The organism is Bradyrhizobium sp. CCBAU 11434 (genome assembly GCF_028128895.1).
GTDB lineage: Bacteria > Pseudomonadota > Alphaproteobacteria > Rhizobiales > Xanthobacteraceae > Bradyrhizobium > Bradyrhizobium zhengyangense.
Map to the genome: position 1 here is coordinate 56018 of NZ_LBJX01000085.1, position 26922 is coordinate 82939.

General features: G+C 64.0%; 23 protein-coding genes. 11 read left to right on the forward strand and 12 right to left on the reverse strand.

From position 1 onward, the window contains the following. Positions 1 to 98: 98 nt before the first annotated feature. A complete protein-coding gene (locus XI06_RS19420) occupies positions 99 to 2198 on the reverse strand; it encodes a methyl-accepting chemotaxis protein (RefSeq protein ID WP_237864333.1) in 2100 nt (699 codons plus the stop codon). Between the two features lie 405 nt (positions 2199 to 2603). Further along, positions 2604 to 2786, reverse strand: a complete 183-nt coding sequence (locus tag XI06_RS19425; RefSeq protein WP_237864334.1) for a hypothetical protein — start codon at positions 2784 to 2786, stop codon at positions 2604 to 2606. Between the two features lie 143 nt (positions 2787 to 2929). Here XI06_RS19425 and XI06_RS19430 point away from each other — a divergent pair, with 143 nt between their 5' ends. The 3 genes from XI06_RS19430 (at position 2930) to XI06_RS19440 (ending at position 5422) form a co-directional block, all read left to right on the forward strand. Further along, entirely contained in the window at positions 2930 to 3067 is a 138-nt protein-coding gene (locus XI06_RS19430) for a hypothetical protein (protein WP_237864335.1), read from the forward strand. A 124-nt stretch (positions 3068 to 3191) separates the two neighbouring features. Next, on the forward strand, positions 3192 to 4334 hold the full coding sequence (locus tag XI06_RS19435) for a lactonase family protein (RefSeq protein ID WP_333909352.1): 1143 nt from the start codon (positions 3192 to 3194) through the stop codon (positions 4332 to 4334). Between the two features lie 197 nt (positions 4335 to 4531). Next, positions 4532 to 5422 (forward strand): efflux RND transporter periplasmic adaptor subunit, encoded by an 891-nt coding sequence (locus XI06_RS19440; protein ID WP_237864337.1) that lies wholly within the window; start codon positions 4532 to 4534, stop codon positions 5420 to 5422. A 203-nt stretch (positions 5423 to 5625) separates the two neighbouring features. On the opposite strand, the gene XI06_RS19445 is transcribed toward XI06_RS19440, so the two are convergent. Continuing rightward, positions 5626 to 6471 (reverse strand): caspase family protein, encoded by an 846-nt coding sequence (locus XI06_RS19445; RefSeq protein WP_237864338.1) that lies wholly within the window; start codon positions 6469 to 6471, stop codon positions 5626 to 5628. Positions 6472 to 6893: 422 nt separating this feature from the next. On the opposite strand from XI06_RS19445, the gene XI06_RS19450 reads away from it, so the two are divergent. The 3 genes from XI06_RS19450 (at position 6894) to XI06_RS19460 (ending at position 10959) form a co-directional block, all read left to right on the forward strand. Beyond that, a complete protein-coding gene (locus tag XI06_RS19450; RefSeq protein ID WP_237870744.1) occupies positions 6894 to 8621 on the forward strand; it encodes a hypothetical protein in 1728 nt (575 codons plus the stop codon). A 238-nt stretch (positions 8622 to 8859) separates the two neighbouring features. Beyond that, complete coding sequence (locus tag XI06_RS19455) at positions 8860 to 9585, forward strand: thermonuclease family protein (RefSeq protein WP_237870742.1); 726 nt, start codon at positions 8860 to 8862, stop codon at positions 9583 to 9585. A gap of 186 nt (positions 9586 to 9771) precedes the next feature. Beyond that, a complete protein-coding gene (locus tag XI06_RS19460) occupies positions 9772 to 10959 on the forward strand; it encodes a pyridoxal-phosphate-dependent aminotransferase family protein (protein ID WP_237870740.1) in 1188 nt (395 codons plus the stop codon). A gap of 37 nt (positions 10960 to 10996) precedes the next feature. Here the strand turns inward: XI06_RS19460 and XI06_RS19465 are convergent, their stop codons facing one another. Together XI06_RS19465 and XI06_RS19470 are read right to left on the reverse strand one after the other, a co-directional pair. After that, positions 10997 to 12097 (reverse strand): hypothetical protein, encoded by a 1101-nt coding sequence (locus XI06_RS19465; RefSeq protein WP_271606168.1) that lies wholly within the window; start codon positions 12095 to 12097, stop codon positions 10997 to 10999. Continuing rightward, the gene (locus XI06_RS19470; RefSeq protein WP_271606169.1) at positions 12097 to 13533 is read right to left on the reverse strand and encodes an MBOAT family O-acyltransferase; all 1437 of its coding nucleotides are present in this window, start codon (positions 13531 to 13533) and stop codon (positions 12097 to 12099) included. The genes XI06_RS19465 and XI06_RS19470 overlap by 1 nt, the downstream gene beginning before the upstream one ends. Before the next feature lie 140 nt (positions 13534 to 13673). Here XI06_RS19470 and XI06_RS19475 point away from each other — a divergent pair, with 140 nt between their 5' ends. Both XI06_RS19475 and XI06_RS19480 read left to right on the forward strand, forming a co-directional pair. After that, positions 13674 to 15773, forward strand: a complete 2100-nt coding sequence (locus XI06_RS19475; protein ID WP_271606170.1) for a S9 family peptidase — start codon at positions 13674 to 13676, stop codon at positions 15771 to 15773. A 121-nt stretch (positions 15774 to 15894) separates the two neighbouring features. After that, positions 15895 to 16455, forward strand: a complete 561-nt coding sequence (locus tag XI06_RS19480; RefSeq protein WP_271606171.1) for a flavin reductase family protein — start codon at positions 15895 to 15897, stop codon at positions 16453 to 16455. 111 nt (positions 16456 to 16566) lie between these two features. Here the strand turns inward: XI06_RS19480 and XI06_RS19485 are convergent, their stop codons facing one another. Then, the gene (locus tag XI06_RS19485; protein ID WP_237864346.1) at positions 16567 to 17286 is read right to left on the reverse strand and encodes a ribonuclease activity regulator RraA; all 720 of its coding nucleotides are present in this window, start codon (positions 17284 to 17286) and stop codon (positions 16567 to 16569) included. A 10-nt stretch (positions 17287 to 17296) separates the two neighbouring features. Further along, positions 17297 to 19036: an L-arabinonate dehydratase gene (gene araD / locus XI06_RS19490; protein WP_271606172.1), complete on the reverse strand. Its 1740-nt coding sequence runs from the start codon at positions 19034 to 19036 to the stop codon at positions 17297 to 17299. Between the two features lie 252 nt (positions 19037 to 19288). On the opposite strand from araD, the gene XI06_RS19495 reads away from it, so the two are divergent. Next, complete coding sequence (locus tag XI06_RS19495; protein ID WP_237870728.1) at positions 19289 to 19708, forward strand: response regulator; 420 nt, start codon at positions 19289 to 19291, stop codon at positions 19706 to 19708. 67 nt (positions 19709 to 19775) lie between these two features. Beyond that, complete coding sequence (locus XI06_RS19500; RefSeq protein ID WP_271606173.1) at positions 19776 to 23282, forward strand: PAS domain S-box protein; 3507 nt, start codon at positions 19776 to 19778, stop codon at positions 23280 to 23282. 151 nt (positions 23283 to 23433) lie between these two features. Here XI06_RS19500 and XI06_RS19505 read toward each other — a convergent pair whose 3' ends face one another. Next, positions 23434 to 24069: a response regulator transcription factor gene (locus XI06_RS19505; protein ID WP_057748544.1), complete on the reverse strand. Its 636-nt coding sequence runs from the start codon at positions 24067 to 24069 to the stop codon at positions 23434 to 23436. 164 nt (positions 24070 to 24233) lie between these two features. On the opposite strand from XI06_RS19505, the gene XI06_RS19510 reads away from it, so the two are divergent. Further along, entirely contained in the window at positions 24234 to 24536 is a 303-nt protein-coding gene (locus XI06_RS19510) for a hypothetical protein (RefSeq protein WP_237864354.1), read from the forward strand. A 53-nt stretch (positions 24537 to 24589) separates the two neighbouring features. Here the strand turns inward: XI06_RS19510 and XI06_RS19515 are convergent, their stop codons facing one another. From XI06_RS19515 to XI06_RS19530, 4 genes are all read right to left on the reverse strand, one after another. After that, the gene (locus XI06_RS19515; protein WP_128949238.1) at positions 24590 to 25093 is read right to left on the reverse strand and encodes a response regulator; all 504 of its coding nucleotides are present in this window, start codon (positions 25091 to 25093) and stop codon (positions 24590 to 24592) included. Positions 25094 to 25235: 142 nt separating this feature from the next. Then, complete coding sequence (locus tag XI06_RS19520) at positions 25236 to 25553, reverse strand: hypothetical protein (protein WP_057748535.1); 318 nt, start codon at positions 25551 to 25553, stop codon at positions 25236 to 25238. Between the two features lie 2 nt (positions 25554 to 25555). Then, complete coding sequence (locus XI06_RS19525; protein WP_237864355.1) at positions 25556 to 26437, reverse strand: CheR family methyltransferase; 882 nt, start codon at positions 26435 to 26437, stop codon at positions 25556 to 25558. A 34-nt stretch (positions 26438 to 26471) separates the two neighbouring features. Continuing rightward, entirely contained in the window at positions 26472 to 26861 is a 390-nt protein-coding gene (locus XI06_RS19530) for a response regulator (RefSeq protein WP_237864356.1), read from the reverse strand. Positions 26862 to 26922: the final 61 nt, after the last annotated feature.

Consider the following 26922-nt stretch of genomic DNA (forward strand, 5'->3'; position numbering starts at 1 on the left):
ATTTAAGAAACTTCAAAGCGATTTGGCCTCAGCGCGGGAACCGTTAACGGTGGTTAACCGCGGCTGAGCTTGGGCACGGCGAGCGTGGACGAAGCGTCCTACGCCGCCCGGAGATCGCCGACAAAGCGGTCGACGTCGCGCTTGAGATCATCAGACAGGCGCGCCAGCATCTTGGCGGAATCGAGCACTTCGCCGGCGGCGGCGCCGGTCTGCCCGGCCGCCTGCGAGACGCCCGAGATATGCCGCGAGACGTCGTTGGTGCCTTGCGAGGCCTGCTGCACGTTGCGCGCGATCTCGCGCGTCGCGGCGCCCTGCTCCTCGACAGCCGCCGCGATCGCGGCTGCGATCTCGTTGACGCGCTGGATGGTGGTGCCGATCGACTGGATCGCCGTCACCGACAATTTGGTGGCGCCCTGGATCGCGGCGACCTGGCCGGTGATTTCCTCCGTCGCCTTCGCGGTCTGCGTGGCGAGGTTCTTCACTTCCGATGCGACCACCGCAAAGCCGCGACCGGCTTCGCCGGCGCGCGCGGCCTCGATGGTGGCGTTGAGCGCCAGCAAATTGGTCTGCTCGGCAATGCCCGTGATCAGCGCGACGACATCGCCGATGCGTTGGGCGGCATCGGCCAGCGCCTGCACCTCGGTGTTGGTGCGATCGGCTTCGCTGGCAGCGGCGCCGGCTATGCTGGAGGATTCCGCGACCTGGCGGCTGATCTCGCTGATCGAAGCCGACAGCTCTTCCGTCGCCGCAGCCACCGTCTGCACGTTGGAGGAGGCATCGCCCGACAGGGTCGCGACCGAGGCCGCCTGGGACGAGCCCTGCTCGGCGGTCGAGGACATCGACTGCGCCGTGGCATTCAGCTCGCCCGAGGCCGAGGCCAGTGTGTGCAGCGATTCCGTGACAGTCTTTTCGAACTGCTCGATCAGCCCGTCGATGGTAAACTGGCGACGCTCCTTCTTGGCCTGCTCGGCGGCCTTTTCCTCGCCGAGGCGGTCGCCCGCGATCATGTTCTCCTTGAACACCGACACGGCGCGCGACATTTCGCCGATCTCATCGCCGCGCTCGATGCCTGCGAGCTCGATCGCATAGTCGCGCTCGGCGAGCTTGCGCATCGCCTGCGTCAGCTTCCGGATCGGCGTGCTGACGCGGCTTTGAACCAGGATGAAGCCGAACACCGTGATGGCGAGCGCGACCAGCATCATCGCGCCGTTGAAGACGAGGCTCCATATCGCAGCCGTCTTCTGCTGTCCGGCACGGGCGACCATTTCGGCCAGCGCCGCCTGACCGGCCTCGACATAGAAATTGAGAATGGCGGTGTTGAGCTTGGCAAGCTCGACGCCCTTGATGTCGATGGTCTGGTTGTTGCTCAGCGCCTTGATGAGGCCCTGCTGGCGCTCGACCATGGCAACCGCATCGCCCGCCTTCGATCGCGCGATCACGTCAGTGAGGCTTGCGGGGGCGTCAGTGCGGCTGGCGGTATCCCGCACCTGGCTCCAGGCCTGCTTGGCGCGGCCGGCATCCTCAGCCGCCCCGACGATGTCGGCGGCGGTCCAGGGCTTTGCAGCGGCACCCGCTGCCTCGAGACGGATCGCGATGAGGCCGCCGAAATTGCGCGCGGCCCAGGCCGACTGCTTGACGCCGAGGAGATGATCGACCACGGGGTCGGTGAGCTTGAGCGCATTCTCCAGCTCAATGGTGAGCGCGAGGATGGCGTCGAGATAGTCCTGCGCCGTCTTCCTGAATTCGTCGGCTGCCTTGGTGTCGCGCGCAGCTTTGGGCTGGTGGATCAGAGATTCGGCCTTGGTTCGCAGCGGCATCAGCGCATCATGGAGCGCAACGAACTTGCCCATGACCCCGGCAAGGCGGGAATCGGCCACGCCGTTGAGCCGTTCGAGCACGCTCTTGTAGGCCGTTTCAGACGATTGCCGGTTGGATGCGATCCGGTCATCGGCAGCGGCATTGGCCGGCTCTTCCGCGACCAGCGCCGACAGGAAAGTGCCGCGCTCGATCCGGAAACCGAGCAGGGCCGTGAAGAGCTGCTGGTCAGTGCCGGCATAGCGCTCGACCTTCTGCGCCGCGCCGTTGCGCTCAACCGCACCGAGCAGCCCGGTTGCGAGCTGCCCGACCAGGAACAGGCCGAGGACGCCGATGATGGCGCCGAGAACAGAACGAATGGAAGGATTGCCGAACAATGCCATAGGGAGCGCCGGGTCTCTGAATCGGAAAAAGATGCAGAAAAGTACCGCGCTGCCCCTAAGATTTGGTTCACCAAGGGCGTCCACGCGCGAGGCGAGTCGAATGGCACCCGCGCAGATGGATGTTTCAGACCGTCGTCAGGCTATTGCGCCTGGACTGTCACTGTCGTCCGGCGCGGATCTCGGCGAACTCGGCGTCCGGGTGGGTCACGATCGTGGTGAACATGATGCCGCTGATGATCAGCGACCAGGCGGTGTCCCAATAGATCCAAAACACTTCCAGCCTCCGTTTTGCCAGCCTCCGTTATGTCCTCGGCTTGCGGGACCGGGGTAACGGCGCGAAGGGACTGCCGTTCCCTGACGATTCGCGTGGCCGGGGCCTGCGACTTAAGCAATAGCAGGCAAAGCTTAGCGCTTTCGTGTGTTGGTCGGCGAGACCTTGCGGCCGGTTTGATCGGTGTGGCGCTTTGCCACGACATCTTCATCGTGCCCGCCTTCGCGCGGACGCGACGGCGGCTTGGGCTGGCCAGCTTGGCCGCCGTGCTTGCCGCCCATGTCGGGCTTGCCTTCGAGGTCGTTTTCGCGGGGCATGCCGGATCAATGCACACCGCCGGCAATGGTTCGTAATTTTGCTCGCGCGCCATGTGGCTGTGAACGAGTTCACAGCCGGGTCGCTTTTTGCGGTGCACGATGGCCAGCGTGCACCGATCCTTCGACCCGACGGATTTGGCCTGATGCGGAAGCAACTCGTCGCCTGGACCATCCTGACCTCCGCCATTGTGGCGATCGCCGTGTGGAGCGTGCTCGGGCCGCCCGACCATGTGGCCGGCCCGCATCTGCCCTCGCGCGACCTGACGGCGTCGGTGCGCTAGCGGCGGGAAGAGGAAACGATACAATTTAGGCATCGATCAATCCCATCTGGATTTTGGTGCCGGGCAATACGAGCCGCTATCCTCTGCCGCAAAACAACAACGCCACACCGGCAGGAGGACGCCCTTGATCAAACCAACACGCCAAATCACATCGAAATCGCCGCGCGCTGCGATCGCCACCACTCTTGTCACCTCTCTTGCCCTCGTCTTGGGAGCCCGTGCCGGCATGGCCGAAACTTTCGCCTATGTCGGCAATGCCGACAGCAACGACATCAGCGTGTTCAAGATCGCCGAGAACGGCGAGATGACGCCGGTGCAGACCGCCGCCTTCGCGGGCGTCGAAAAGCCCGGCGCCTCGACGCCGCTCGCGATCACGCCCGACCATCGCGTGCTGATCGCGGGCGTCCGTTCGCAGCCGTTCCAGGCCGTGAGCTTTGCGATCGACCAGAAGACGGGCCAGCTCAGCCATATCGGCAACGGGCCGCTTGCCGACAGCATGGCCAACATCGCCATCGACCGCGGCGGCAAGGTGTTGTTCAGCGCTTCCTATGGTGGCAACAAGGTCGCGCTGAATCCGCTTGCCGCGAACGGCGTCGTCGGCGAGCCGAAGCAGGTGATCCCGACCGGACTGAACGCGCATGCCTTCCTGCCCTCGCCCGACAACCGTTTTGTGTTCGCGACCAATCTCGGTTCGGACCAGGTTCTGCGCTTTGCGTTCGATGCCAGCGCCGGCACGCTGACGCCGAGCGATCAGCCTGCTGTCAAAACGCCGGAGAAATCCGGGCCGCGGCACTTCGTGTTCCACCCTGATGGTAGGTTCGTCTATCTCATCCACGAGCTGAACGGCGACGTCGCGGCGTACGGCTATGAAGCCAAGAGCGGGGCCTGGAGCGAGATCCAGCGCACGACCACGCTGCCGGAAGGTTTCACCGGAAAGGACTCTGGTCAAAAGCCTTGGGCCGCCGACATTCACATCACCCCTGATGGCCGCTTCCTCTACGCCTCCGAGCGCACCACCAACACGCTCACCGCCTACAAGGTGGATGGAACGAACGGGAAGCTGACCACGGTCGGCAGCGTGCCGACCGAGAAGCAGCCGCGCGGCTTCAACATCGATCCGACCGGCCGCTACCTCGCCGCGGTCGGCGAGCTCTCGGACGGCATGACGGTCTACGCCATCGATCAGGCCACCGGCGCGCTCAGCAAGCTGAAGTCCTACACCACCGGCAAGAAGCCGAACTGGGTGGAGTTTTTGGCGTTGAAGTGAGCGGGCTTTCTGGCCCTCCCCTGGAGGGCAGGGGAATCGCGAACCTCTTCGCTCGTGCAGCGACTAATTCAACAGGCGGCATCGCGCCGCCTGCGCTGCGGCATTTCTCATCCAGTCAGCCCATGGCCCGCCGCCATCGCTTCTGCTATCGATGAAGGCCTCATCGCCTAGAGCCTTGCGGCCAACCGGAATGACCGATGCGTTCATTGCCTGCGCGTTCCCTGTCCCAGACTTTCATTGCCCTTGCCGGACTGGCGCTGCTCTCCGCCCAGCCCGTGCGCGCGGCTGATGACGACGCGCCCAAGGGGCCGGCGGTCACCGTGTTGAAGGCGGCCAAATCCTGTTTCTCCGACATCGTCGAGGCCACCGGCTCGATCATCGCGCGCGAGGAGACCTCGGTTCGGCCCGAGCGTCCGGGGCTGAAGGTGACGGAGGTGCTGGCCGAGGCCGGCGATACCACGACGGCCGGCCAGGTGCTGGCGCGGCTGGCGCTCCCCGAAGGCGGCACGCTTCAGATCACCGCGCCCGTGGCAGGCATCATTGCCACCTCGACCGCGCAGATCGGCAACCTCGCCTCGGCCAAGGGCGAGGCGCTGTTCACGATCGTGGCGCGCAGCGAATATGATCTCGTCGCCCTGGTCGCGACCAACGACGTGCGCAAGCTCGCGGTCAGCCAGCCTGTCACCGTGCGCATTGCCGGTGCCGGCGATATCGACGGCAAGGTGCGCCGCATCGGGCCGACCGTCGAGCCGAACATCCAGCAGGGCATGGTCTATATCGGCATCTCCTCCCCGCAGAAGCGGCTGCTGCTGAATGCGAGCGGACGCGCGCTGATCAAGACCGGGCAGAGCTGCAATGTCGCGGTGCCGCTGACAGCGGTGCAATACTCGTCCGCCGGCACCGTGGTGCAGGTGATCCGCCGCAACCGCGTCGAGACCAAGCGCGTCGAGATCGGTCTGATGTCGGGTGGCAATATCGAAGTCCGCGATGGATTGAACGAAGGCGACATCGTCGTCGCCCGCGCCGGCGCGCTTCTGCGCGAAGGCGATCCCGTGCGGCCGGTGATGGCCGCGGAAGCTGCGAAGTAGCTCGCGCGTCATCCATCATTGCGAGCGCAGCGAAGCAATGATGATGAAGAGGCAGACGTCCCCAGGCACGCTGCCGTAGGGTGGGCAAAGCGAAGCGTGCCCACGTCTTTCTCGCGAATATCGGAAGGGTGGTGGGCACGGCGCTTTGCGCCTTTGCCCACCCTACGAGAGCTTACTACGTAGCTACGTTCGTCGCTAAATAACTAGCCGCCGGCCTGGTCGAAATGCACGTCCTCGAGCAGCGAGGACGACACGGTCGGGACCTGATCGCCTTCGGAGGCGCGGGCGATGGCGACGCGGGTCTTGTTGAAGACGCCTTCGGCGGTGCCCTGCGCATTGAGGTTGTTGAGCAGCTCGGTGACCAGCGTCGAGTGCTCGCCCTTGCCATCGTCGACGACCTTGCCGGGCGAAGCGGACGACAGGATCAGCGCGTTGTCGGGCGTGCCGATCGGCGCGAGACCATGCGAATAGGACCGGAAGCGGCGCTCGTAAGGATTGCGGCGCGAGGCATCGACCACGACGAGCTTGGCCTTGGCGCCCTGCTCCTTCATCATCTCGAGCACGCCCTCGATCGAGACGCCCTGGCGGCGGACGTCGCTTTCCTTCCAGATCACGGCATCGACGGGCAGCATGTAGCTCTCGCGGCCAGCCTGCACGCCATAGCCGCCGAAGAACAGCATGACGGTGGTGTCGCGCTTGATCCGGGACTTCAGGCGGTTGACGGCGCGGATCATGTCGTCCTTGCTGGCGTCTTCCACCATGTCGACGTCAAAACCGTTCTTGCGCAAGCTGGAGGACAGCGCGCGCGCGTCGTTGATCGACTGCGTCAGCGGCGCGCTGGCGTCGGGATAATGACCATTGCCGATGACGAGCGCGAGACGCGAGGTCTGGCCGACCGAGCCCGTGACCTCGGTCGAAACGGCCTTGGCGGCGTCGAGCGCACGCATGTTGAGGGCAGCATGGGCGCCGATCGCCAGCGACACGGTGCCGATGAGGGCCGCGGCGAGCGCAATCGAACGTCGGGAAATGTCGAGCTGCCTTACATTCATCTCGGTTCATTCCTGTCAGTGCCAAAGACCTGCCAAGCGCGCGCACACTGGTTGAGTAGCGCGATGGCGTCTTTAGGTTTGAGGGATCGGCCGGGGGAGTGCCCCCGAATTGCGCGCAATTTGCGGCGCCGCACCAAACAAACCTTTAACGGCATATAGTGTGCCCTGCAATAGATTGCCCAAAATTTGAGCCAAGCTACTGAAATAGCAAGTAAATTTCTTGCTCTCGTCTCCTTCGTTTTTGGTATCCCCGTAGCCTTCCGGGCTCCGATCATGCAGCCCGCGTGCCGACTTTTTCCGTGACTCCCATCACATTTGTATTTCCTGCGAATCCGGGTAGCTTTTTCAAACACTTGCAGGGGTGGTGCGCAGATGGGAGCGCACCGGCCGTCCCCGACCAAGGCCCCGCGACCAGGTATTTCATGAGCTTTCATTATTTTGCCGGCGCCGCCTGCCGGGCGTTGACCGCGCGGAAGGACGGCCCTTCGCTTTACGACGTCTGCGATCCCGTATTGTCAGGCCAGACCAGCGGCGATCCGCATCTGGCGAAATTCTACAAGACCGCGCTCGGCAATCCCGCGCTGCGCCTGCTGCTGCGCCGTGGCGGCCTGCCCGAACTGCGCGACGAGGCGAAGCTCGCCCGGCTGCGCGAGGCTTTGGTCCGCGCCCGCGACGATGCCGAGCCCGACTGGGCCGCAGTTGGCCAGCCCGTGGCCGAGCTCGTCGACACCATCGCGCTCGACCATCCCAAGCCGCCGCCGGCGATGCTCACCGGCTCGGCTCCCCCGCAGGCGCAGATCGACGGCGTCATCCGCGACTGCGCGCAGCATCTGCTCGGCTCCTACCGCAAGAACGGTTTCCTGCCGACCTATGCCGCATTCAACCTGATCGGCGATCCCGATTTCAAAGGGCGCGAGCTGATCATGGCGCTCGCGGGCCTGAACGCGCGTGGCTACAAGAACTCATCGCTGCTGTTCAACCTCGCCCGCGTCTTCATCGCGCGCTCGCCTGCGCGCGCCGTGGTCAATCCGCCCTGGGCCGGCATCGCCGAGCCGATGTGGGAGCCGGTGCAGATCCGCCACCGCTCGGCCTATTACGACGCGTTCTTCATCGAGGCGCTGCTCAGTTATGTCGAGACCGGGCTGGCTTCGCCAACAGACAAGACAGCCGCCGAGCGCGCCATCGCCGACATGGTCGATTTCTGCGTCAATATCAGCCGCGAGGAAGTACAGGGCGCAGATGGCGCGCGCTTCAACGTCATCACGGCGCTCGCGCCGGCGCCGCATCCGCGCTTCTCCCGCTATTTCGCCCAGATCAAGCAGGACCTCGGCTTCGGCGTCTACGTGCCGGACTGCGACACCACCGCCTGCTCGATCTCGGCCGCAACGCAGGCCGGCTGTCTTGACGAGATCATCGACCAGCCACTGCTCGACTTCTACGCGGGCTATCAGGTGCAGGCCGGCGTCAACGAGCCGCGCGTGACGGTTCCGCTCAACGATCATCTCGACTACGAAGGCGGCGTCGCGACCTGGATCGACAACCTCAAAGGCGAGCGGCCCTATGGCAACGATCTCGACCCGACGCTCAATCTCGACATTCTCGAGGTGAGCTTTCGCAATCTGGCACGCTGGAAGATTCTGGAGACGCCGACGCGGCTCGCCACCGTGCACCGGATCATCGGTTTCCAGAAGCGGCTGGCGGCCAGCGGGGCCTTCACCAATCCGCGCTCGCATATCTATTATCTGCCGGAACTCTACAGCGCCTATTTCGGCCGCTGCTATGCGGCCTTCCTGGCGCTGCCGCTGGCAGCCCAGGCCGCAATCGACCCCGCCGGCGATTTCGACTTCATCCGCCATCGCGTGCTCTCCTACGTCAAGGGCGAGCTGATGGCCGCGGAGATGAACGTATTCGACGCGGCGCTGGCGCTGATTGCGCTCGGCCATCTCGGCGCCGATCCGCGCGCCTTCGCGCCGGCGCTGACCGTGATCGTCAACGCCATCGGCGAGGGCGGCCGCCGCGGCCCGTTCCGCGCCTATGAATGGAACAAGATGAAGACCCCGACGCGGATTCTGGTCGGGGGACCCGAGGTGACGTCGGCCTTCGTGCTGATGGGGCTTGCGGTGGCGAAGCGGGCGATGGCGCGGGGGTGAGGCACGGCTCTCGTGCCCCGAGCGCAGGTCTCGTAGGATGGGCAAAGGCGCGCACTTCGCGCCGTGCCCACCAACTTCTGATGGTGGGCACGCTACGCTTTGTCCACCCTACGAGACCTGTGCCGTGCAATGACGGGAAATTGAAAGCCTATCTGTTCGGCCTATGCTGGCCGCAAGGCCTAAAGCCGACCACAATTGCCCGGCTTATCAAGGTGTTCTTGAGACAATGCGGACCGGCATGTTGCGAAAATTCCTGATTGCGCTGTCTTTGCTCAGCTTGCCATCGCTGGCGCTGGCCGCTGATATCACCGGCACGGCGAAGATCCGCGATGGCGATTCCATCCTGATCGGCACGACGCGGATCCGGCTCGGCGGCATCGACGCGCCCTCAGCCGACCAGCTCTGCCTCAACACCAAGAGCGAGCGCTGGACCTGCGGCGTCGCCGCACGCGACGAGCTCGCCAAATACTCCGAGGGCAAGACCTGGGTCTGCCATGCCCGCTCGATCGACCGGCGTGGCCGCACCGTGGCGCGCTGCGAGGTCGGCGGCGAAGACATCCAGAAATGGCTGGTGCGCAGCGGCTGGGCGCTGGCCTATGTCCGCCTCTCGAAGGACTACGAGGCGGACGAAGCGGCAGCGCGCGAAGCAAAGGCCGGGATGTGGCAGGGCGCCTTCATCGCGCCCTGGGACTGGCGCGTGCGCAACAAGAAGACCACGATCCTGGGTGCCACCAAGCCGCCCGAGGGCGCTCATGCGGTGCTGCTCGCCTCGGCCTCGGGGCCGGTCGCGCCCTCGCCGGATTGCACCATCAAGGGCAACGTCAACTCGTCCGGCGAGTGCATCTACCACCGGCCAACCAGCCGCTGGTACGCCCAGATCAAGATGAAGATCAGCAAGGGCACCCGCTGGTTCTGCTCGGTCGAGGAGGCTGAGGCCGCCGGCTGCCGGGAGACCAAGAGATAGAGCATGGTCCGGACCCGAAGGGCCGCGTCAGCGCAAAGTGTGACGCGGTTTTCCGACAAGACCATGCTCAAAACAAAAAGCCGCCCCAGACCTGCGTTTTCGGTGCTTTTCTCGGCCCTCCCCGCCGCGTAGAAAGAATAAGTCAGCGACCCACCAGACAGTCTTCACGACACAAGGAAGATAGCAATGACCGTTCGCGCGGGCCGGGAATTTCTGGCCATCCCCGGACCCACCACGATGCCCGACGCGGTGCTCCAGGCGATGCATCGTCCGGCGATCGACATCTACTCCAGGGAGATGCTCGAGCTGACTGAAAGCCTGCTCCGGGACATCTCGAATCTATTTGCCACGAAAGGCAAATCCTACATCTACATCGCCAACGGCCACGGCGCCTGGGAAGCCGCTTTGAGCAACGTGCTGTCGCGCGGCGACAAGGTGCTGGTGCTGGAGAGCGGACGCTTCGCGATCGGTTGGGGCAATGCGGCAGCCTTGATGGGCGCCGAGGTCGAGGTGCTCAAGGGCGATTGGCGCCGCGCCGTGCGGCCGCATGAGGTCGAGGAGCGGCTGCGCCGCGACACCGAGCACAAGATCAAGGCCGTCGTCGTCGTCCAGATCGACACGGCCTCCGGCGTGCAGAACGACATCGAGGCGATCGGCAAGGCCATCAAGGCCGCCGGCCATCCCGCGCTGTACATGGTCGACACCGTCGCCTCGCTCGGCTGCATGCCGTTCGAGATGGACAAATGGGGCGTCGACGTCGCGATGTCCGGCTCGCAGAAAGGCCTGATGACGCCGCCCGGCCTCGGCTTCGTTGCTGCCAACGCCCGCGCGCAGGAGGTCCACAAGAAGGCGAACATGTCGACGCCCTACTGGAGCTGGAGCGAGCGCGAGGGCACCGAGAATTACCGCAAATATGCCGGCACCGCACCGGTGCATCTGTTGTTCGCCTTGCGCAAGGCGATCGACATGCTGCATGAGGAAGGGCTGGAAAACGCGTTCCGCCGCCACGCCTTGCTTGGCGAAGCCACACGCCGCGCGGTCGGCGCATGGACCGAAGGCCAGGTGCTCGGCTTCAATGTCGCCGAGCCGCATGAGCGCTCCAACACCGTGACCACGGTGACCATGGCCACCGGTCACGATCCCGCGGTGCTGCAACGCTACTGCAAGGAGAAGTGCGGCGTCGTGCTCGGTACCGGCATCGGCGATCTGTCCGGCCAAGCCTTCCGCATCGCCCATATGGGCCATGTCAATGCACCGATGCTGCTCGGTACGTTAGGGGTCATCGAGGTCGGCCTCAACGCGCTGAAGATCCCGCACGGCAAGGGCGGGCTCGAGGCCGCGGTGTCGTATCTCGGCGAGCAGGTGGCGGTGTAGGTGCTTCTTCCTTCTCCCCTTGTTGGAGAGGGGAAGTTCAGCGCTCGAGGCGATACGCCGCCACCTGCGCCTTCAGCGCATCCAACGACGCGAGCGGATTGCTCGCGTCGACCCGGTATTCCCCGCTCGCCAGCCATGACAGCACCTTCGCGTCCACCACCGGCGAATGGTGGATGACGTCGCCGTAATTGGCGAGATCGTGCGTCACCGCCTTGATCGCGCGGAAATCATGCAGACGCACATTGGGGAGCTGCGTCAGGCGCTGCGCAATGACAGCCGTGAGATCCATGACGATCTTCAACGTCTCGGGTGATGCATCGCGCATCGCGACGAATTGCAGGATGGAGTATGGCGGGAAGTAGATGTCGAACGTCACGTCGGGATGACGCGTGATCAGACCCACGGCATCCTGCTCGAAATGCCGGACCATGGCCTCATAACCATAGCCTTCGCCGAGAAAGCGGCTGCGCGATGGCGCGGTGATGTAGGCGAACGAAGCCAGCGCCTTGTTCGCATTGTAGTCACGCGCGACGTCGACGTTTCGCGGCAGGGCATAGATGTCATCGACATCGGCCAGTGCGAATGTAACGGGCAGATAAGGCGCCGCCTGTGTCAGTGGCTGCTTCAACGGCGGGATCGACCGCAACAGCGCGAACAGGGATTCCTTCGCCATCGCCGCGCTGAACAGATAGGACGCGATGCCTTTCGTGGTCCTGCGGTAGAGATCGACGGAGAGATAAGGATCGGCCTCGATGTCGGCAGCATCGACGAAGATAAAGTCGTCCATCTCCCAAATCACGCGCTTGGCACCGCGATCGATCGCCTGCTCCATCACAAAACTCTGCTGGCGCGAATTCGATCCGGTCATCGCCAGCTTGAGCGAGTGCACACCGAGCACGCGGTCGATGTCGCTCTGGCGGAAGTGAATCGCCAGCGAGGTGCCCATGAAGACGGTATCGAATGACTGGCTGCGGATCAGTCCGGCATTCTGCACGCGGGTGTCATCGGAATAGAAGGCGGAGCGCGAGGAGCGGAACAGTTGCAGGGGATCGACGGCATAAGTCAGCACTGCTGCGCCGAGCACGCAGGCGATGCTCGCGAGCAGAAGCTGCCTGATATGTGTGAAAGTGCCCTGCATCAGAACCGGAAATAGATGAATTCGCTGTGGCTCTGGATGCCCAGAATGCCAAACGCGAGCACCAGCGATGCGCCGTAGAGCACCAGCGGCCGCATGCGCCCTGCCCGCAACGCTTCGCCCACCCGGCGATTGTCGTGATCATAGCCCATGATGGATTGCGTGTTCGGCGCCAGCCACACCAGCGCGGCATAGATTGCGATCAGCGCCATCGCTGCAATCTCCTCGCGGCCGAAGACGATATTCGAGGGATCTGCCATGGCGCGGAGCACCCGCAGCGCCCAGTCAATGCTCACGGCACGGAAGAACACCCAGGCAATAACGACGGCAAGGAACGTCAGTACGGCGCCGGCCATGCGGGCCGGCCGCGCAAGCGCCGATGGGATGTTCGGCACCAGCGCATTGAAGGCGTGATTGACGCAGAGATAGGCGCCGTGCAGCGCACCCCACGCCACGAACGTCCAGGCCGCGCCGTGCCAGAGCCCGCCGAGCAGCATCGTGATCATCAGGTTGACGTAGCGCAGCAGGCGGCCGCGCCTGTTACCTCCGAGCGGGATGTAGAGATAGTCGCGCAGGAATTGCGACAGCGTCATGTGCCAGCGACGCCAGAACTCGACGATGCTAGTGGCCTTGTAAGGCGACTTGAAATTCACCGGCAGGAAGATGCCGAACATCAGCGAGATGCCGATCGCCATGTCGGAATAGCCGGAGAAATCGAAATAGAGCTGGAACGTGTAAGCGAGCGCGCCAAGCCAGGCCTGGTCAAAGCTCGGCGAGCGCGCCTCGAAGGCGAGCGCGACCAGTGGCTGGATGCCGTCGGCAAGGCAGGTCTTCTTGAACAGGCCGATCGCGAAGATGATGACACCGCACAGGATCAGATGCGCGTCGGGATGCTTGGACTCCTTCCGCTCGAATTGCGGGATCATGTCCTTGTGGTGGAGGATCGGCCCCGCGATCAGATGCGGAAAATATGTCACGAACAGCGCGTAATGCGGCAGCGCATAGGCTGCGACCCGGCCACGATACGCATCCACCAGGAACGCAATCTGGGTGAATGTGTAGAAGGAGATACCGACCGGCAGCAGGATGTGGATCGCAAAGTGCGTGCCGAGCAATGCATTGAAATTCTCGGCGGCGAAACCGGCATATTTGAAGATGCCGAGCACGATGAGATCGCCGGCGACGCCGAGGGCAAGCGCGGTCTTTCGTTGCGCGGGGCGGAGCTTCGCCACAACGAGGAGATGGCCGATACCATAATTGAAGGCGATCGACATCAGCAGCAAGGCCACGAACTGCCAGTTGCCGATGGCGTAGAAGGCGAGCGAGGCCAGCGCCAGCCAGATCACCGGCGCAAGATTGCTGCGTCGCCCCAGCCAGAAATAGCCGGCCAGAACGACCGGCAGGAACAGCAGGATGAACGGGTAGGAGTTGAAGAGCATCAGGCTGAACCGGCGGCTGGATTGTCGCCCCTAAAGCATAGAAGGGACCGATCAACAACCCGGCGACTTGAAGCACCGGCGCTGGCAATTCGCGAATTCGGGACGATATAAGACGGAACACACTTCTCAATGAGGATCGAGTGACCCAGGCCAAGACAACCTCCCAGCCCCCCGTCGCCCCGCGCCGGCCGCATTCCTTTACCCGGCATGGCATTACCGTGACCGACGACTATGCCTGGCTGAAGGATGCGAAATGGCAGGAGGTGCTGCGCGACCCCGGAGTGCTCGACCCTGATATCCGCAAATATCTGGATGAGGAGAACGGCTACACCGAGAGCCTGCTCGGCCACACCGCTGGCTTGCAGAAGACGCTGGTGCGCGAGATGCGCTCCCGCATCAAGGAGGACGATTCCAGTGTGCCGTCGCCGGACGGGCCTTTCGCCTATTTCCGCAGGTTTCGCGAAGGCGGGCAGCACGAGCTGTTCGGCCGCATGCCGCGCGATGGCGGCGTTGAGCATATCGTGCTCGACGGCGATGCGCTGGCAAAAGACCACAAATATTTCAAGTTCGGCGGCAGCCGGCACTCCAACGACCACAAGCTGCAGGCCTGGAGCGCCGACACCAAGGGCTCGGAATATTTCACGATCCGCGTTCGTGACTGGGCGAGCGGCCAAGATCTCGCTGACCTCGTCGAGGAGACAGACGGCGGCGTGGTCTGGGCCTCGGATTGCAAGAGCTTCTTTTATGTGAAGCTCGACGACAATCATCGGCCGATGCAGGTGTGGCGCCACAAGCTCGGCACCAGGCAGGCCGACGACACGCTCGTTTATGAAGAGCAGGATGCCGGCTGGTTCACCCATCTGCATGAGAGCACCAGCGGCCGCTTCTGCGTGATCGCCGGCGGTGACCACGAAACGTCGGAGCAGCGACTAATCGATCTTGCCGCCCCCGAGATGCCGCCGCGCCTGGTCGCGGCGCGCGAAGAGGGCGTGCAATATTCGCTCGCCGATCGCGGCGACGAGCTCTTCATCCTCACCAATGCGGATGATGCCATCGATTTCAAGATCGTCACCGCGCCGCTCAATGCACCCGAGCGCAAGAACTGGCGCGACCTGATCCCCTACCGTCCCGGCATCTACATCATCGACCTCGATCTCTATGCCGGCCATCTGGTGCGGCTGGAGCGCGCCAATGCGCTGCCGGCGATCGTGATCCGCGAGCTCGCCGGCGGAGAGGAGCACGCGATCGCCTTCGACGAGGCCGCCTATTCGCTCGACACGATGGGCTCCTACGAATTCGACACCACGAATTTGCGCTTTGCCTATTCGTCGATGACGACGCCATCGGAGGTCTACGACTACGACATGGCCAAGCGGACGCGCACGCTTCGCAAGCGCCAGGAGATACCGTCTGGCCACGACGCCGCCGACTATGTCACCACGCGCATCATGGCGAAGGCGCTAGATGGCGCCGAGGTGCCGGTGTCGATCCTCCATCGCCGCGGGCTCAAGCTCGACGGCGCCGCACCGCTGCTACTCTACGGCTACGGCTCCTACGGCATGGCGATGCCGGCCTCGTTCAGCGCCAACCGGCTGTCGCTGGTCGACCGCGGCTTCGTCTACGCCATCGCCCATATCCGCGGCGGCGCCGACAAGGGCTGGGGCTGGTATCTCGACGGCAAGCGCGAGAAGAAGACGAACTCGTTCGACGACTTTGCCGCCAGCGCCCGCGCGCTGATCGATGCGAAGTACACCAGCGCAAAGCGCATCGTCGGCCATGGCGGCTCGGCCGGCGGCATGCTGATGGGCGCGGTCGCCAACCGCGCCGGCGAATTGTTCGCCGGCATCGTCGCCGAGGTGCCGTTCGTCGACGTGCTCAACACCATGCTCGACGACACGCTGCCGCTGACGCCGCCGGAATGGCCGGAATGGGGCAACCCGATCGAGAGCGAGAAGGATTTTCGCACCATCCTGTCCTACTCGCCCTACGACAATGTCGCGGCGAAGGACTATCCGGCGATCCTGGCGATGGGCGGATTGACCGACCCGCGCGTCACCTATTGGGAGCCCGCCAAATGGATCGCCCGGCTGCGCGCGACCATGAGCGGCGGCGGTCCGGTGCTGCTGCGCACCAACATGGGCGCCGGCCATGGCGGTGCCTCGGGCCGGTTTGACCGGCTCGATGAAGTCGCGATCGTCTACGCGTTTGCGCTGTGGGCGACGGGAATGGCGGAGGCATAGACCCGCAGCCGGGATGGAGCGCAAGCGTAATCCGGGATTCGTGCGGACCACAGCATCGTTCCCGGAGTGCGCTCCGCTCCATCCGGGCCACAGGGCACCAACGGAGTCATAGGGATCGAGCATGCCGCGCTACACCAAGCGGGATTTTCCAGTCGCAAACGTCCGCCGCTTCCTCGAGCCGGGCCCCATCGTGCTGGTCAGCTCGGCCCACAAGGACGAGACCAACATCATGACGATGGGCTGGCACATGATGATGGAATTCACCCCCGCCCTGATCGGCTGCATCATCTCAAGCGAGAACCACAGCTTCGAGCTGATCCGCAGGAGCCGCCAGTGCGTGATCAACATTCCGACCGCCGACCTTGCGGCCACGGTCGTCAAGATCGGCAACTGCTCGGGGCGCGACGTCGACAAGTTCAGCGAGTTCGGCCTGACGCCCAGGCCCGGCACCCATGTCCGCGCGCCGCTGGTTGAGGAGTGCTACGCCAATTTCGAATGCCGGCTTGTCGATTCGAGGCTGGTGAAGACGTACAACATGTTCGTGTTCGAGGTGGTGAAGGCGCATGCGGCCACGTCGCCGAAACTGCCGAAGACCATTCACTATCGCGGCGACGGCGAGTTCATGATGTCCGGCGTCGAGACGCGCAAGTTTCGCAAGCTGTTCCGGCCGGAGATGCTGTGACCTCGTAACCTCGTAGCCCGAATGGAGCGCGGCGCAATCCGGGATTCCCAGCGCGGAGATGACCCGGATTTCGCTGCGCTCCATCCGGGCCACGGGCTTACCCTGGCCTCATTACCTTCCGTTCTTCTTTCGCCATTCCGCGAAATCGGTCAGCGTCTGCGGGTCGGTCGCGGGATAGAGACCGAAAATGCCGCGGCCTCGGCTTACTTCCTCGGTGACGAAATCCTCGAACGCGGTCATCTCGAAGGTCTCGTTGGCGATCTCGTCGGCCAGATGCGCGGGGATCACGATGACACCGTCGGCATCGCCGAGGATGACGTCGCCGGGAAACACCGGCGCATCGCCGCAGCCGATGGGAACGTTGATCTCGATCGCCTGATGCAGCGTCAGATTGGTCGGCGCTGACGGGCGATGGTGATAGGCGGGGATGCCGAGCTTGGCGATCTCGGCGGAATCGCGAAAGCCGCCATCCGTGACCACGCCGGCGACACCGCGCTTCATCAGCCGCGTCACCAGGATCGCGCCGGCCGAGGCCGCGCGCGCGTCCTTGCGGCTGTCCATCACCAGCACGGCACCCGGCGGGCAGTCCTCGACGGCCTTGCGCTGCGGATGGGAGCGATCCCTGAACACCTCGATGGTGTTGAGGTCCTCGCGCGCCGGCATGTAGCGCAGCGTGAAGGCCTCACCGACCATGGTCGGCTGATCAGGGCCGACGGGATGCACGTCCTGAATCATCTGGATGCGCAGGCCGCGCTTGAACAGCGCGGTGGCGACGGTGGCGGTCGAGACGGATTTGAGCTTGTTGCGGGTGGCTTCGCTGAGTTTTGACATGATCTGCTCTCTAGTAGATCGACGGCTCGCCGATCGGCGCGCCGAAATCGGTCTCGAGGAAGTCGAAGTCGCAGCCGTCATTGGCCTGCTTGATATGCTTGGTGAACATCCAGCCATAGCCGCGCTCGAAGCGGCGCTCGGGCTGCTTCCAGGCGGCGCGGCGCTTGTCGAGTTCGACTTCTGAGACATCGAGATTGATGGTGCGTGCTGCGACGTCGAGCGTGATGCGATCGCCGTTCTGCACCAGCGCCAGCGGGCCGCCGATATAGGACTCGGGCGAGACGTGCAGGATGCAGGCGCCGTAGCTGGTGCCGCTCATGCGCGCATCCGAGATGCGCACCATGTCACGCACGCCCTGCTTCACGAGTTTTGTCGGAATCGGGAGCATGCCCCATTCCGGCATGCCCGGCCCACCCTGCGGCCCCGCATTGCGCAGGATTAGGATGTGGTCTTCGGTGACGTCGAGATTGGGATCATCCACCGCCTTCTTCATCGAGGGATAATCGTCGAACACCAGCGCAGGCCCGGTGTGCTTGAGGAAGCGCGGTGCACACGCGCTCGGCTTGATGACGCAGCCGTCGGGCGCGAGATTGCCCTTGAGCACGGCGAGCGCGCCCTCTTTGTAGATGGGATTGGCGACTGACCGGATCACGTCGGCATTATGCACCTCGGCGCCATCGATATTCTCGCCCAGCGACTTCCCTGTCACCGTGATGCAATCGAGGTGCAGATGCTGCTTGATTTGGCCCATCAACGCCGGCAGGCCGCCGGCATAGAAGAAGTCTTCCATCAGATAGGCCTCGCCGCTTGGGCGTACGTTGGCGATCACAGGCACCTTGCGGCTCGCGATTTCGAAATCGTCGAGGCCGATGTCCTGGCCGGCGCGGCGGGCCTGCGCGATCAGATGGATGATCGCGTTGGTCGAGCAACCCATCGCCATCGCGACCGCAATGGCGTTCTCGAACGCCTTGCGGGTCTGGATCGCCTTCGGCGTCAGATCCTCCCACACCATCTCGACGATGCGGCGGCCGCATTCGGAGGCCATGCGGATGTGATTGGCATCGGCCGCCGGAATCGAGGAGGCGCCCGGCAGCGTCATGCCGATCGCTTCGGCAATCGCCGTCATGGTCGAGGCCGTACCCATGGTCATGCAGGTGCCGTAGCTGCGGGCGATGCCGGCTTCGATGTCGAGCCAGTCCTTGTCGGAGATCTTTCCGGCGCGGCGCTCGTCCCAGTACTTCCAGCCGTCGGAGCCGGAGCCGAGCGTCTTGCCCTTCCAATTGCCGCGCAGCATGGGACCTGCCGGCAGGTAAATCGCAGGAATGTTCATCGAGGTCGCGCCCAGCAGCAGGGCCGGCGTGGTCTTGTCACAGCCACCCATCAGCACCACGCCATCGACCGGATGGCTGCGCAGCAGCTCTTCGGCCTCCATCGCCAGCAGATTGCGATAGAGCATGGTGGTCGGCTTGAGCAGTGATTCCGACAACGACAGCGCCGGCAACTCGACCGGCAGGCCGCCCGCCATCAGGATGCCGCGCTTGACGTCATCGACACGCGACTTGAAGTGCATGTGGCAGGGCTGTGCTTCCGACCAGGTGTTGATGATCGCGATGCACGGCCGGTCCTTCCACTCCTCCGGGGCGTAGCCCATCTGCATGGCGCGGGAACGGTGACCGAACGAGCGAAGGTCGTCTGGTGCAAACCAGCGCGCGCTGCGGAGCTGGTCGGGTGTTTTCTTCTTGGTGCTCACTTGCCTTCTCCGTCAGGGAATTCACCCCGCTCTTCTCATGGGATGTCCACCACCCGCAAGGCACGGGACAGCCGGCTTTTGCCTGGTATGCACGCAAACGTGCTTAGATCCAAGGTGCAGCGCAATATTGGGGCGGCCGATCTCGACGGGGCCCGAAGTGCTTGCAGGACGGACACAATCCGCGCAACAATTTCGCATTTGGAGCTTTAATTTGGGTCGCGGGCATTCCCTTCCGACCCGGAGGTTTTTGACGTGGCCAACATCCTGATCGTGGATGACGACCCGGCCGTTCAGTTGACAATCCGGCTGCTGTTGGAGCGGGCCGGTCACCACGTGACGGTTGCCGGCGACGGCCGCAAAGGGCTGGCTCTGTTCGAGGGCAGCGAGTTCGACCTGCTGTTCCTCGACATCTACATGCCAGGCATGGACGGGCTGGAGACAATGCGCCACGTCCGGGCCCTGAGACCTGCCATTCCGATCGTCGTCATTTCCGGCCGCTCGATCACGCCGGACTCCTATGCCGAGCCGGATTTCCTGAAGATGGCGACCAAGCTTGGCGCCGTTGCGAGCTTGCAGAAGCCGTTCCGGGCCGACGCGCTGCTGGCGGCGGTCGACAATTGCCTGAAGGCGGGCGAGTCGGAGGGGTCCGAAGTCAATGCCAGCCGCCGATGAGGGGAGCACCTCCACAGCTCAAGGCCAGAACAGGCGCGATCATCCAGGGAGTCCAGCAAGAATTCCCATGACGCTCGCAACCCGACTGGCCGTCGCGATGATTCTGCTGGTGGCGGTTACGGTGGCGGCGGTCGGTTGGCTGGGCTACCGCAACATCTCGCAGGCCGTCATTCCGCGCGTCCTGGAGCGGGTCGAAGCCCAGTCGCGCCTGCTCGCCAATAATCTTGAATCCTACGTTGCCGGAGTTCGCGGCGATCTTGTCGGCTACCGCTCCGCCGCGGCCATCAACGGTCTGATCCGTGCTCACGCCGGTGGCGGAATCGACGCGCTTGACGGCGTGTCCGAGCAGACCTGGCGCGATCGCATCGCGGCGCGGCTCGCAGCCGAAATCGAGGCCAAGCCCAGCTACGCGCAGTTTCGAATCATCGGTCTTGACGACGACCAGCGCGAGCTGGTCCGCGTCGATCGCTCCGGCCCGAACGGAACAGCGCGGATCGTCCCCAACAGCGAGTTGGAGCGCAAGAGCGAGCGAACCTACTTTCAGGAAACGATCCGGCTCGCGGCGGGCCAGATTTATGTTTCGCCAATCGAGCTGGCGACCCACCGCGGCGGGACCACAGTCCTGCACACGCCGACTCTACGGGTCGGGACGCCACTGTTCACACCTGACGGCAAGCCGTTCGGCATCATCATCGCCAATATCGACATGCGTCCGGCACTCGACCGCATCCGCTCGACGACGAGCTCAGGAGGAGAGATTTTCGTCGTGAACGCGCGCGGCGACTATCTGGTTCATCCCGATCGCGCACGAGAATTCGGTTCGTTGCGCGGCCACCCGACCAACTGGCGCGACGATTTTCCCTATTTTGCAGCCTTGGCCGGCACGCGGGATGCGACCACGCAGCTCATCACCGATGCGTCCGGCCGGCCGAGTGGCGCGGCAATAGCGCCGGCACTGCTCGCGGATGCGGATTGGGTTGGAATCATCGAGACGATTCCTCCGGCCGTCTTCGGCCGCGTGCCGGCCGCGATTCAAAAAACGTCTTTGCTGGTCGGCATGCTTGCGGTCTTCGCCGCAGCTTTACTCGCGGTGCTGCTCGCACGCTCATTGACGCGCCCGATCACCCGCCTGACCACGGCCGTGGAGGCTATCGGCAACGGACAGCCGGCCGACATTCCCCTCGACGCGAGCGGCGAGACCGGCGCGCTGGCGCGGGCTTTTGCCCAGATGGTCGAAGAAACGCGTGCGAAAGCAGCCGCGCTCGAACGCGAGGTCGAGGAGCATCGCCGCACCGAGGCGGCACGAAGCCATCATGCGACGCGCGAGCTCTTGTTCAGCGCCGCTGTGGAATCATCCGACGATGCCATCGTGATGCAATCCCTCGATGCCATCATCACCGGTTGGAATCCCGCCGCCGAACGGCTCTATGGATATCAGGCGAACGAAGCGATCGGGAAGTCCACCTCGATCATTGTCGCGCCCGACCGCCGCGAGCAGGGCAAGGACTATTTGGCGCGGATCTCGAAGGGCGAGCCGGTCGAACGCTTCGAGACGGTCCGGCTGCGCAAGGACGGCACGCCAGTCGAAATCGCACTCAGCCTGTCGCCGATCAGGGGACCGTCGGGCGAGATCACAGGCGCCTCCGGGTCCGCGCGCAGCCTGACCGAAGCGCGGCGCGCGGAGCGGGCGCTACAGCAGCAGCTGGAGGAGCGACGGCAGCTGTTCGACACCTCGCAGGATCTGATCATGATCATGAACTCGCGCGGCCACATCGTGCAGATCAGCCCGAGCAGCGAGGTTATTCTCGGTTACGCGCCCGACGAGATGATCGGACGCAGCGGCGCCGATTTCATCCATCCCGCTCACCTCGAGCTATCCCGCGAGGAGATGCGCGAGCTTCGGCGCGGCGGACATCCGAAGCTCGCCGACACGCGCTGCTTCCACAAGGACGGCCGCGAGGTCTGGCTGTCCTGGCTCGGCAACTGGTCGGATCAGGCCAAGCGCTTCTTCTTCGTCGGACGCGACATGACCGAAGCGAGGCTGGCTGCAGAATCCCTGCGCGACAGCGAGCAGCTTGCGCGCAACATCGTCGAGACCGCGCTAGACGCCTTTGTCCAGACCGACGAACGCAGCACCATCCTGAACTGGAGCTCGCGGGCCGAGGAGCTGTTCGGTTGGCGGCGGGACGAGGCGCTGGGCAAGAATGCGGTCGAGCTGATTGTCGCCGAGAGCGAGCGCGAGAGGGTCAATGCCGGCCTCGCGCGCTTTCTCGATTCGGCAGAGGGGCAGACGCTCAACCGCCGCCGCGAGCTGATGGTCCGCCACCGCGACGGCAAGGAATTCAGGGCGGAGCTGAGCGTCACGGCGCTCAAGCGCCGCGAGGGCATCCTGTTCAACGTGTTCTACCGCGACCTCACCGACAAGATCGCCTCCGAGGAGCGGGTCCGGCACGCCGAGAAGATGGAGGCGGTCGGCCAGCTCACCGGCGGCGTGGCGCATGATTTCAACAACATTCTCACCGTCATCACCGGGACGATCGAGATCCTGGCCGACGCGGTGGCCAAGGATCCGGGGCTTGCCGCGATCACGAAGATGATCGACGAGGCTGCCGGCCGCGGCGCCGAGCTGACCCAGCACCTGCTCGCCTTTGCCCGCAAGCAGCCGCTGCAGCCGCGCGAGATCGACATCAATTCGCTGATCATCGACACCGCGAAGCTGTTGCGGCCGACGCTGGGCGAGCAGATTCAGATCGAATCCGTGTTCGAGGACGAGAGCTGCGTGGCGGTCGTCGATCCGAACCAGCTCACCACGGCAATCCTCAACCTCGCGCTCAACGCGCGCGACGCGATGCCCGGCGGCGGCAAGCTGATCCTGGAGACGGGCGCCGCCTATCTCGACGAGGTCTATGCCAGCGCCAACGATGTCCCGCCCGGTCACTACGTGCTGATCGCGGTAAGCGACACCGGCACCGGCATTCCGTCCCACATGCTGGCGCGCGTCTTTGATCCCTTCTTCACCTCGAAGGGGCCGGGCAAGGGCACCGGCCTCGGCCTCTCCATGGTCTACGGCTTCATCAAGCAGTCCGCGGGTCACATCAAGATCTACAGCGAGGAAAGCCATGGCACGACGATCAAGATGTACCTGCCGCCGGGCAAGATACCCGCGGTGGTCGCCGATGGCGTGACGCCGGCATCGATCGAAGGCGGGCACGAGACCATCCTGGTGGTCGAGGACGACCGGCTGGTGCGCGACTATGTGCTGGCCCAATTGCATTCGCTGGGCTACGTGACCCTGCAGGCCGCCAACGCCGCGGAGGCACTCGCGATCGTCGCCAGCGGCAAGCATTTCGATCTGCTGTTCACCGACGTGATCATGCCCGGCAAGATGAACGGACGGCAGCTCGCCGACGAGGTGCTGAAGACGCGGCCCGATCTCAAGGTGGTCTACACGTCAGGCTATACCGAGAACGCGATCATCCATCACGGCCGGCTGGATTCAGGCGTACTGCTGCTGGCGAAGCCGTATCGCAAATCCGACCTTGCGCGGATCATCCGCAGGGCGCTGAACGGTTGACGTGGCCCCGCGTGTCCCGGACGCGCGGCAGCGTCTCACGCTGCTGCGCAGAGCCGGGACCCAAAACTGTCAGCCGTTGAGTTGGAGAGATGGGCCCCGGATCTGCAGCGCATCACTGCGTGACGCGCTGCGTCCGGGGCACGAGACCATTTTACGACGCGCGCTGGGCTGCGGTCATCACGATGCGGATCAGGTCGGCGGCATTGCGGGCGCCGAGCTTCTTCATGATGTTGGCGCGGTGATCCTCGATGGTACGCGGGCTGATACCGAGCGTGCGGCCCGCTTCCTTGTTGGAAGCACCGGCGGCGAACTGCTCGAGCACCTCGCGCTCCCTGCGCGTCAGCGGCTCGCGGCCGGGGAAGTGCAGCGAGCCGAATTTCGGCGAGGCGTTCTCTGCCTGCCTGCGTGCATACGCGCCGATCGCCTCGTCCAGCCGGCCCACGATCTCGCTGCCGCGGAACGGCTTCTCGATGAAATCCAGCGCGCCGCTCTTGATCGCGCCCACTGCCATCGCAATGTCACCCTGCCCGGAGATCATGAAGATCGGAGCCGGATAGTCCTCGCCGTGCAGCTCCTTCAGAATGTCGAGGCCCGACTTCCCGGGAATGTGCACATCGAGCAGGATCGCAGCCGGTGTGCGGTTTCGCGCGACGGACAGCAGGGCCGCACCGTCCGCAAAACAAATCACCTCATAGCCCGCCGCCTTCAACACCATCGACAAGGTGTCGCGAACAGCCGGGTCGTCATCGACCACGAAGATCTCACCACGGGAGGTTTGTTCGACCATGTGCCATGTCCATTCGCCAAGCCACGCCGGCAGTCAAGGACTCGCGTCCGCGCCTGATGTTTATGGCTTTCGGCGCAGATTCGGCCCACCCGCATTTGTACGGGACATGAACTTAACGCACAAGTAGCGCTGAGGTGCCTTATTGCGGGGGACGGAGAATATCCATGCTAAATTACGCCGGCACACCCCCGCTTGCCGCAATGGCTGAAACGGACAGCCGTCAGTTGATCGCGGCCGAACTTCGCTCCCTGATCGCGCGCATCGAGATCAGCATGCGTCTGATCGACGCTGCTATGGAGCCGGATGACGATAGCGCTGTCTTGACTGCCGATCTAGGTTCCAGCGACATCATCGTGCTCGACGACATCACGCCCCGCTTTGCCACGGCGAGCGCCGCCCTCAATGCCTGCAGGGCGGAGCTCGGTCACGCCCTGAAAAAGCTGTCGGAATCTGGCAATCCGGCCTAGGCGGCAATCAGCGCGGCCGATTTGCCGCACCGACTGCATGGCACCTCCGCGCCTCAGGCGCGGTGCCGTTCCACGATTGCGTCGGTCGCAACGCCGCCCCAGGTATGGATAGTCGGTAGTCCCATTGCAGTCTTGCCGAGATTGGCGAGGCTGATGCGCAGCGCAGCAAGATCAAGCGGCTTCGGCAGGCTCTGAAGCTCGATCCCGACCGAGCGGGCGAAGCTGCGAGCGGCGCTGCGGCGCTTGCCGTCCATGCCGCTGATCACGATCACCGAGCCGGTGAATTTAGCCGCCGCCATCTCGCGCAGCACGTCGATGCCGTCACCATCCTCCAGCACGAGGTCGAGCGTCACGCAGTCGAAGCGCGCGGCACGCAGCTTTTCGATGGCTTCCGCAACCGACGGCGCAACGGCCACTTCATGGCCGGCCTGCTTGGCGGCGACCGTGATCAGGCTGCGCTGCGTGGCGTCGTCATCGACCACCAGGAGCTGAAGCGCGCGCCGCTCGGCGACGTCGGGCAGGTTTGACGTGATGGGGGAGAGAGAGCTTCTTGGCATGGCCGGACCCTGAAATTGCGACCGCCTGATGATACACGGCGCGCGCTTAAGCCACGTAAAGCGGGGTCGGCGAATTCGTTCGGATGTTTTCAGAAAATGTGAAGCAACACGTCAGGAAAAGGCAGCAAGGAGTGCGTGGCGATCACGCCACTGCGTCATGGCCGTTGGCCGCGCCGCGCTTCTTGCGGTTCTTGCCGCGCAGGAACTGGATGTCCATCTCCGCGCCGTTGACGCGCACCAGCTCGCAGCGGCGGTAGGCAAGGCCGGTGGAGGACAGCAGCAGGAAGAACTCCTTCAGGTTCAATCCCTGGATCGAACCCTCGACCGTAAGGATGGCGTCGGTGTCCGAAATCGCATTGAGCGTACAGTCGCGCCGCCATGTGCCGTCGATGGCCATGATGCAGACATCATAGCCACGACTGAATGTGACGCGCTCTACGCCCTTGCCATCCTCGGCCATGCTTATCGTCCTGCCATTGCCGCCACGCGCGGCGCTGCGACACCGTCAGCCGCCGGCTTGGCCGCTGCCGCACGCGGATCGTTCGGTCTGTAGAGGCCGCGGCGATCGGCGAGCGGCCTGAACGTATCAGTCAGCCCGACCACGGTTTCCGCCGCGCCGAGCACCAGGAAGCCGTCGGGCTCGATCTGGCGGGCAAGGCGGTTGAAGATGTTGATCTTGGTTTCCTGATCGAAATAGATCAGGACGTTGCGGCAGAAGATGACGTCGAACGTGCCGAGGTGCGAAAAATCCTGCAGCAGATTGAGCTGGCGGTGCTGGATCATCGCCCGCAGTTCGGGATTGATCTGCCAGGTCTCGCCGGTCTGCTTGAAATGCTTCATCAGCATCTGGATCGGCAGACCGCGCTGCACTTCGAACTGGCTGTAGACGCCGGCTTTGGCCTTCTCGAGCACCTCCTGCGAGAGGTCCGTCGCGATGATCTCGACACGCCAGCCGGTCAGTGCCGCGCCCATTTCCTTCAGCGTCATGGCGAGCGAATAGGGCTCCTGCCCGGTCGAGCCGGCGGCGCACCAGATCCGCACGCTGCGGCGACCGGCGCGAGCCTTGAGAACCTCAGGCATGATGGTGTCGCGGAAATGATCGAACGGAACCTTGTCGCGAAAGAAGAAGGTCTCGTTCGTGGTCATGGCTTCGACCACGCTGGTGATGAGCACGCTCGAGCCGCCCTGCAATTTCTGCACGAGCTCGGGGATACCGGGCAGCCCGGCCTTGCGCGCCAGCGGCAGCAGGCGGCTTTCGATCAGATATTGCTTGTCCGCGGACAGGTCGAGGCCGGAGCGCTCTTTCAGCAACTTACGCAGATACTCGTAGTCGGGCGAGTTCACAGGATACCTCTTGACGCTACTAACGGGTGTGTTTTCAGGCCGCCGTCTCTTCTTCGCGCGCGACCAGTCCGACCTCCTGGAACTTCGCCAATACGATTTCCTTGTCGAACGGCTTCATGATGTATTCGTTGGCACCGCCACCCATCGCCTTGGTGATGTGGTCGATGCCGTTCTCGGTGGTGCAGAACACCACCTTGGGCTCGTCGCCGCCGGGCATGCGGCGCAGTGTGCCCAGGAATTGGAAACCGTCCATGACGGGCATGTTCCAGTCCAGCAGGATCGCTTCCGGCATGGCCCTCTTGCAATGGACCAGCGCTTCGACGCCGTCTTCGGCTTCAATGACCTGGAAGCCCAGCGCTTCGACGATGCGGCGCGCGACCTTGCGAACGATGCTGGAATCGTCAACCACCAAACACGTCTTCATCTTGGATCTCCGGCTAAAATCTCTTTCGTGAAAGTTCAGGCAGCCATTTGCACTTTGGTTT

Bases quoted from the DNA above. Each gene is read 5' to 3' on its own strand.
- XI06_RS19420 (WP_237864333.1), bottom strand. From the start codon at position 2,198: ATGGCATTGTTCGGCAATCCTTCCATTCGTTCTGTTCTCGGCGCCATC.
- XI06_RS19425 (WP_237864334.1), bottom strand. From the start codon at position 2,786: ATGCCCCGCGAAAACGACCTCGAAGGCAAGCCCGACATGGGCGGCAAG.
- XI06_RS19430 (WP_237864335.1), top strand. From the start codon at position 2,930: ATGCGGAAGCAACTCGTCGCCTGGACCATCCTGACCTCCGCCATTGTG.
- XI06_RS19440 (WP_237864337.1), top strand. From the start codon at position 4,532: ATGCGTTCATTGCCTGCGCGTTCCCTGTCCCAGACTTTCATTGCCCTT.
- XI06_RS19445 (WP_237864338.1), bottom strand. From the start codon at position 6,471: ATGAATGTAAGGCAGCTCGACATTTCCCGACGTTCGATTGCGCTCGCC.
- XI06_RS19450 (WP_237870744.1), top strand. From the start codon at position 6,894: ATGAGCTTTCATTATTTTGCCGGCGCCGCCTGCCGGGCGTTGACCGCG.
- XI06_RS19455 (WP_237870742.1), top strand. From the start codon at position 8,860: ATGTTGCGAAAATTCCTGATTGCGCTGTCTTTGCTCAGCTTGCCATCG.
- XI06_RS19460 (WP_237870740.1), top strand. From the start codon at position 9,772: ATGACCGTTCGCGCGGGCCGGGAATTTCTGGCCATCCCCGGACCCACC.
- XI06_RS19465 (WP_271606168.1), bottom strand. From the start codon at position 12,097: ATGCAGGGCACTTTCACACATATCAGGCAGCTTCTGCTCGCGAGCATC.
- XI06_RS19470 (WP_271606169.1), bottom strand. From the start codon at position 13,533: ATGCTCTTCAACTCCTACCCGTTCATCCTGCTGTTCCTGCCGGTCGTT.
- XI06_RS19480 (WP_271606171.1), top strand. From the start codon at position 15,895: ATGCCGCGCTACACCAAGCGGGATTTTCCAGTCGCAAACGTCCGCCGC.
- XI06_RS19485 (WP_237864346.1), bottom strand. From the start codon at position 17,286: ATGTCAAAACTCAGCGAAGCCACCCGCAACAAGCTCAAATCCGTCTCG.
- XI06_RS19500 (WP_271606173.1), top strand. From the start codon at position 19,776: ATGACGCTCGCAACCCGACTGGCCGTCGCGATGATTCTGCTGGTGGCG.
- XI06_RS19505 (WP_057748544.1), bottom strand. From the start codon at position 24,069: ATGGTCGAACAAACCTCCCGTGGTGAGATCTTCGTGGTCGATGACGAC.
- XI06_RS19510 (WP_237864354.1), top strand. From the start codon at position 24,234: ATGCTAAATTACGCCGGCACACCCCCGCTTGCCGCAATGGCTGAAACG.
- XI06_RS19515 (WP_128949238.1), bottom strand. From the start codon at position 25,093: ATGCCAAGAAGCTCTCTCTCCCCCATCACGTCAAACCTGCCCGACGTC.
- XI06_RS19520 (WP_057748535.1), bottom strand. From the start codon at position 25,553: ATGGCCGAGGATGGCAAGGGCGTAGAGCGCGTCACATTCAGTCGTGGC.
- XI06_RS19530 (WP_237864356.1), bottom strand. From the start codon at position 26,861: ATGAAGACGTGTTTGGTGGTTGACGATTCCAGCATCGTTCGCAAGGTC.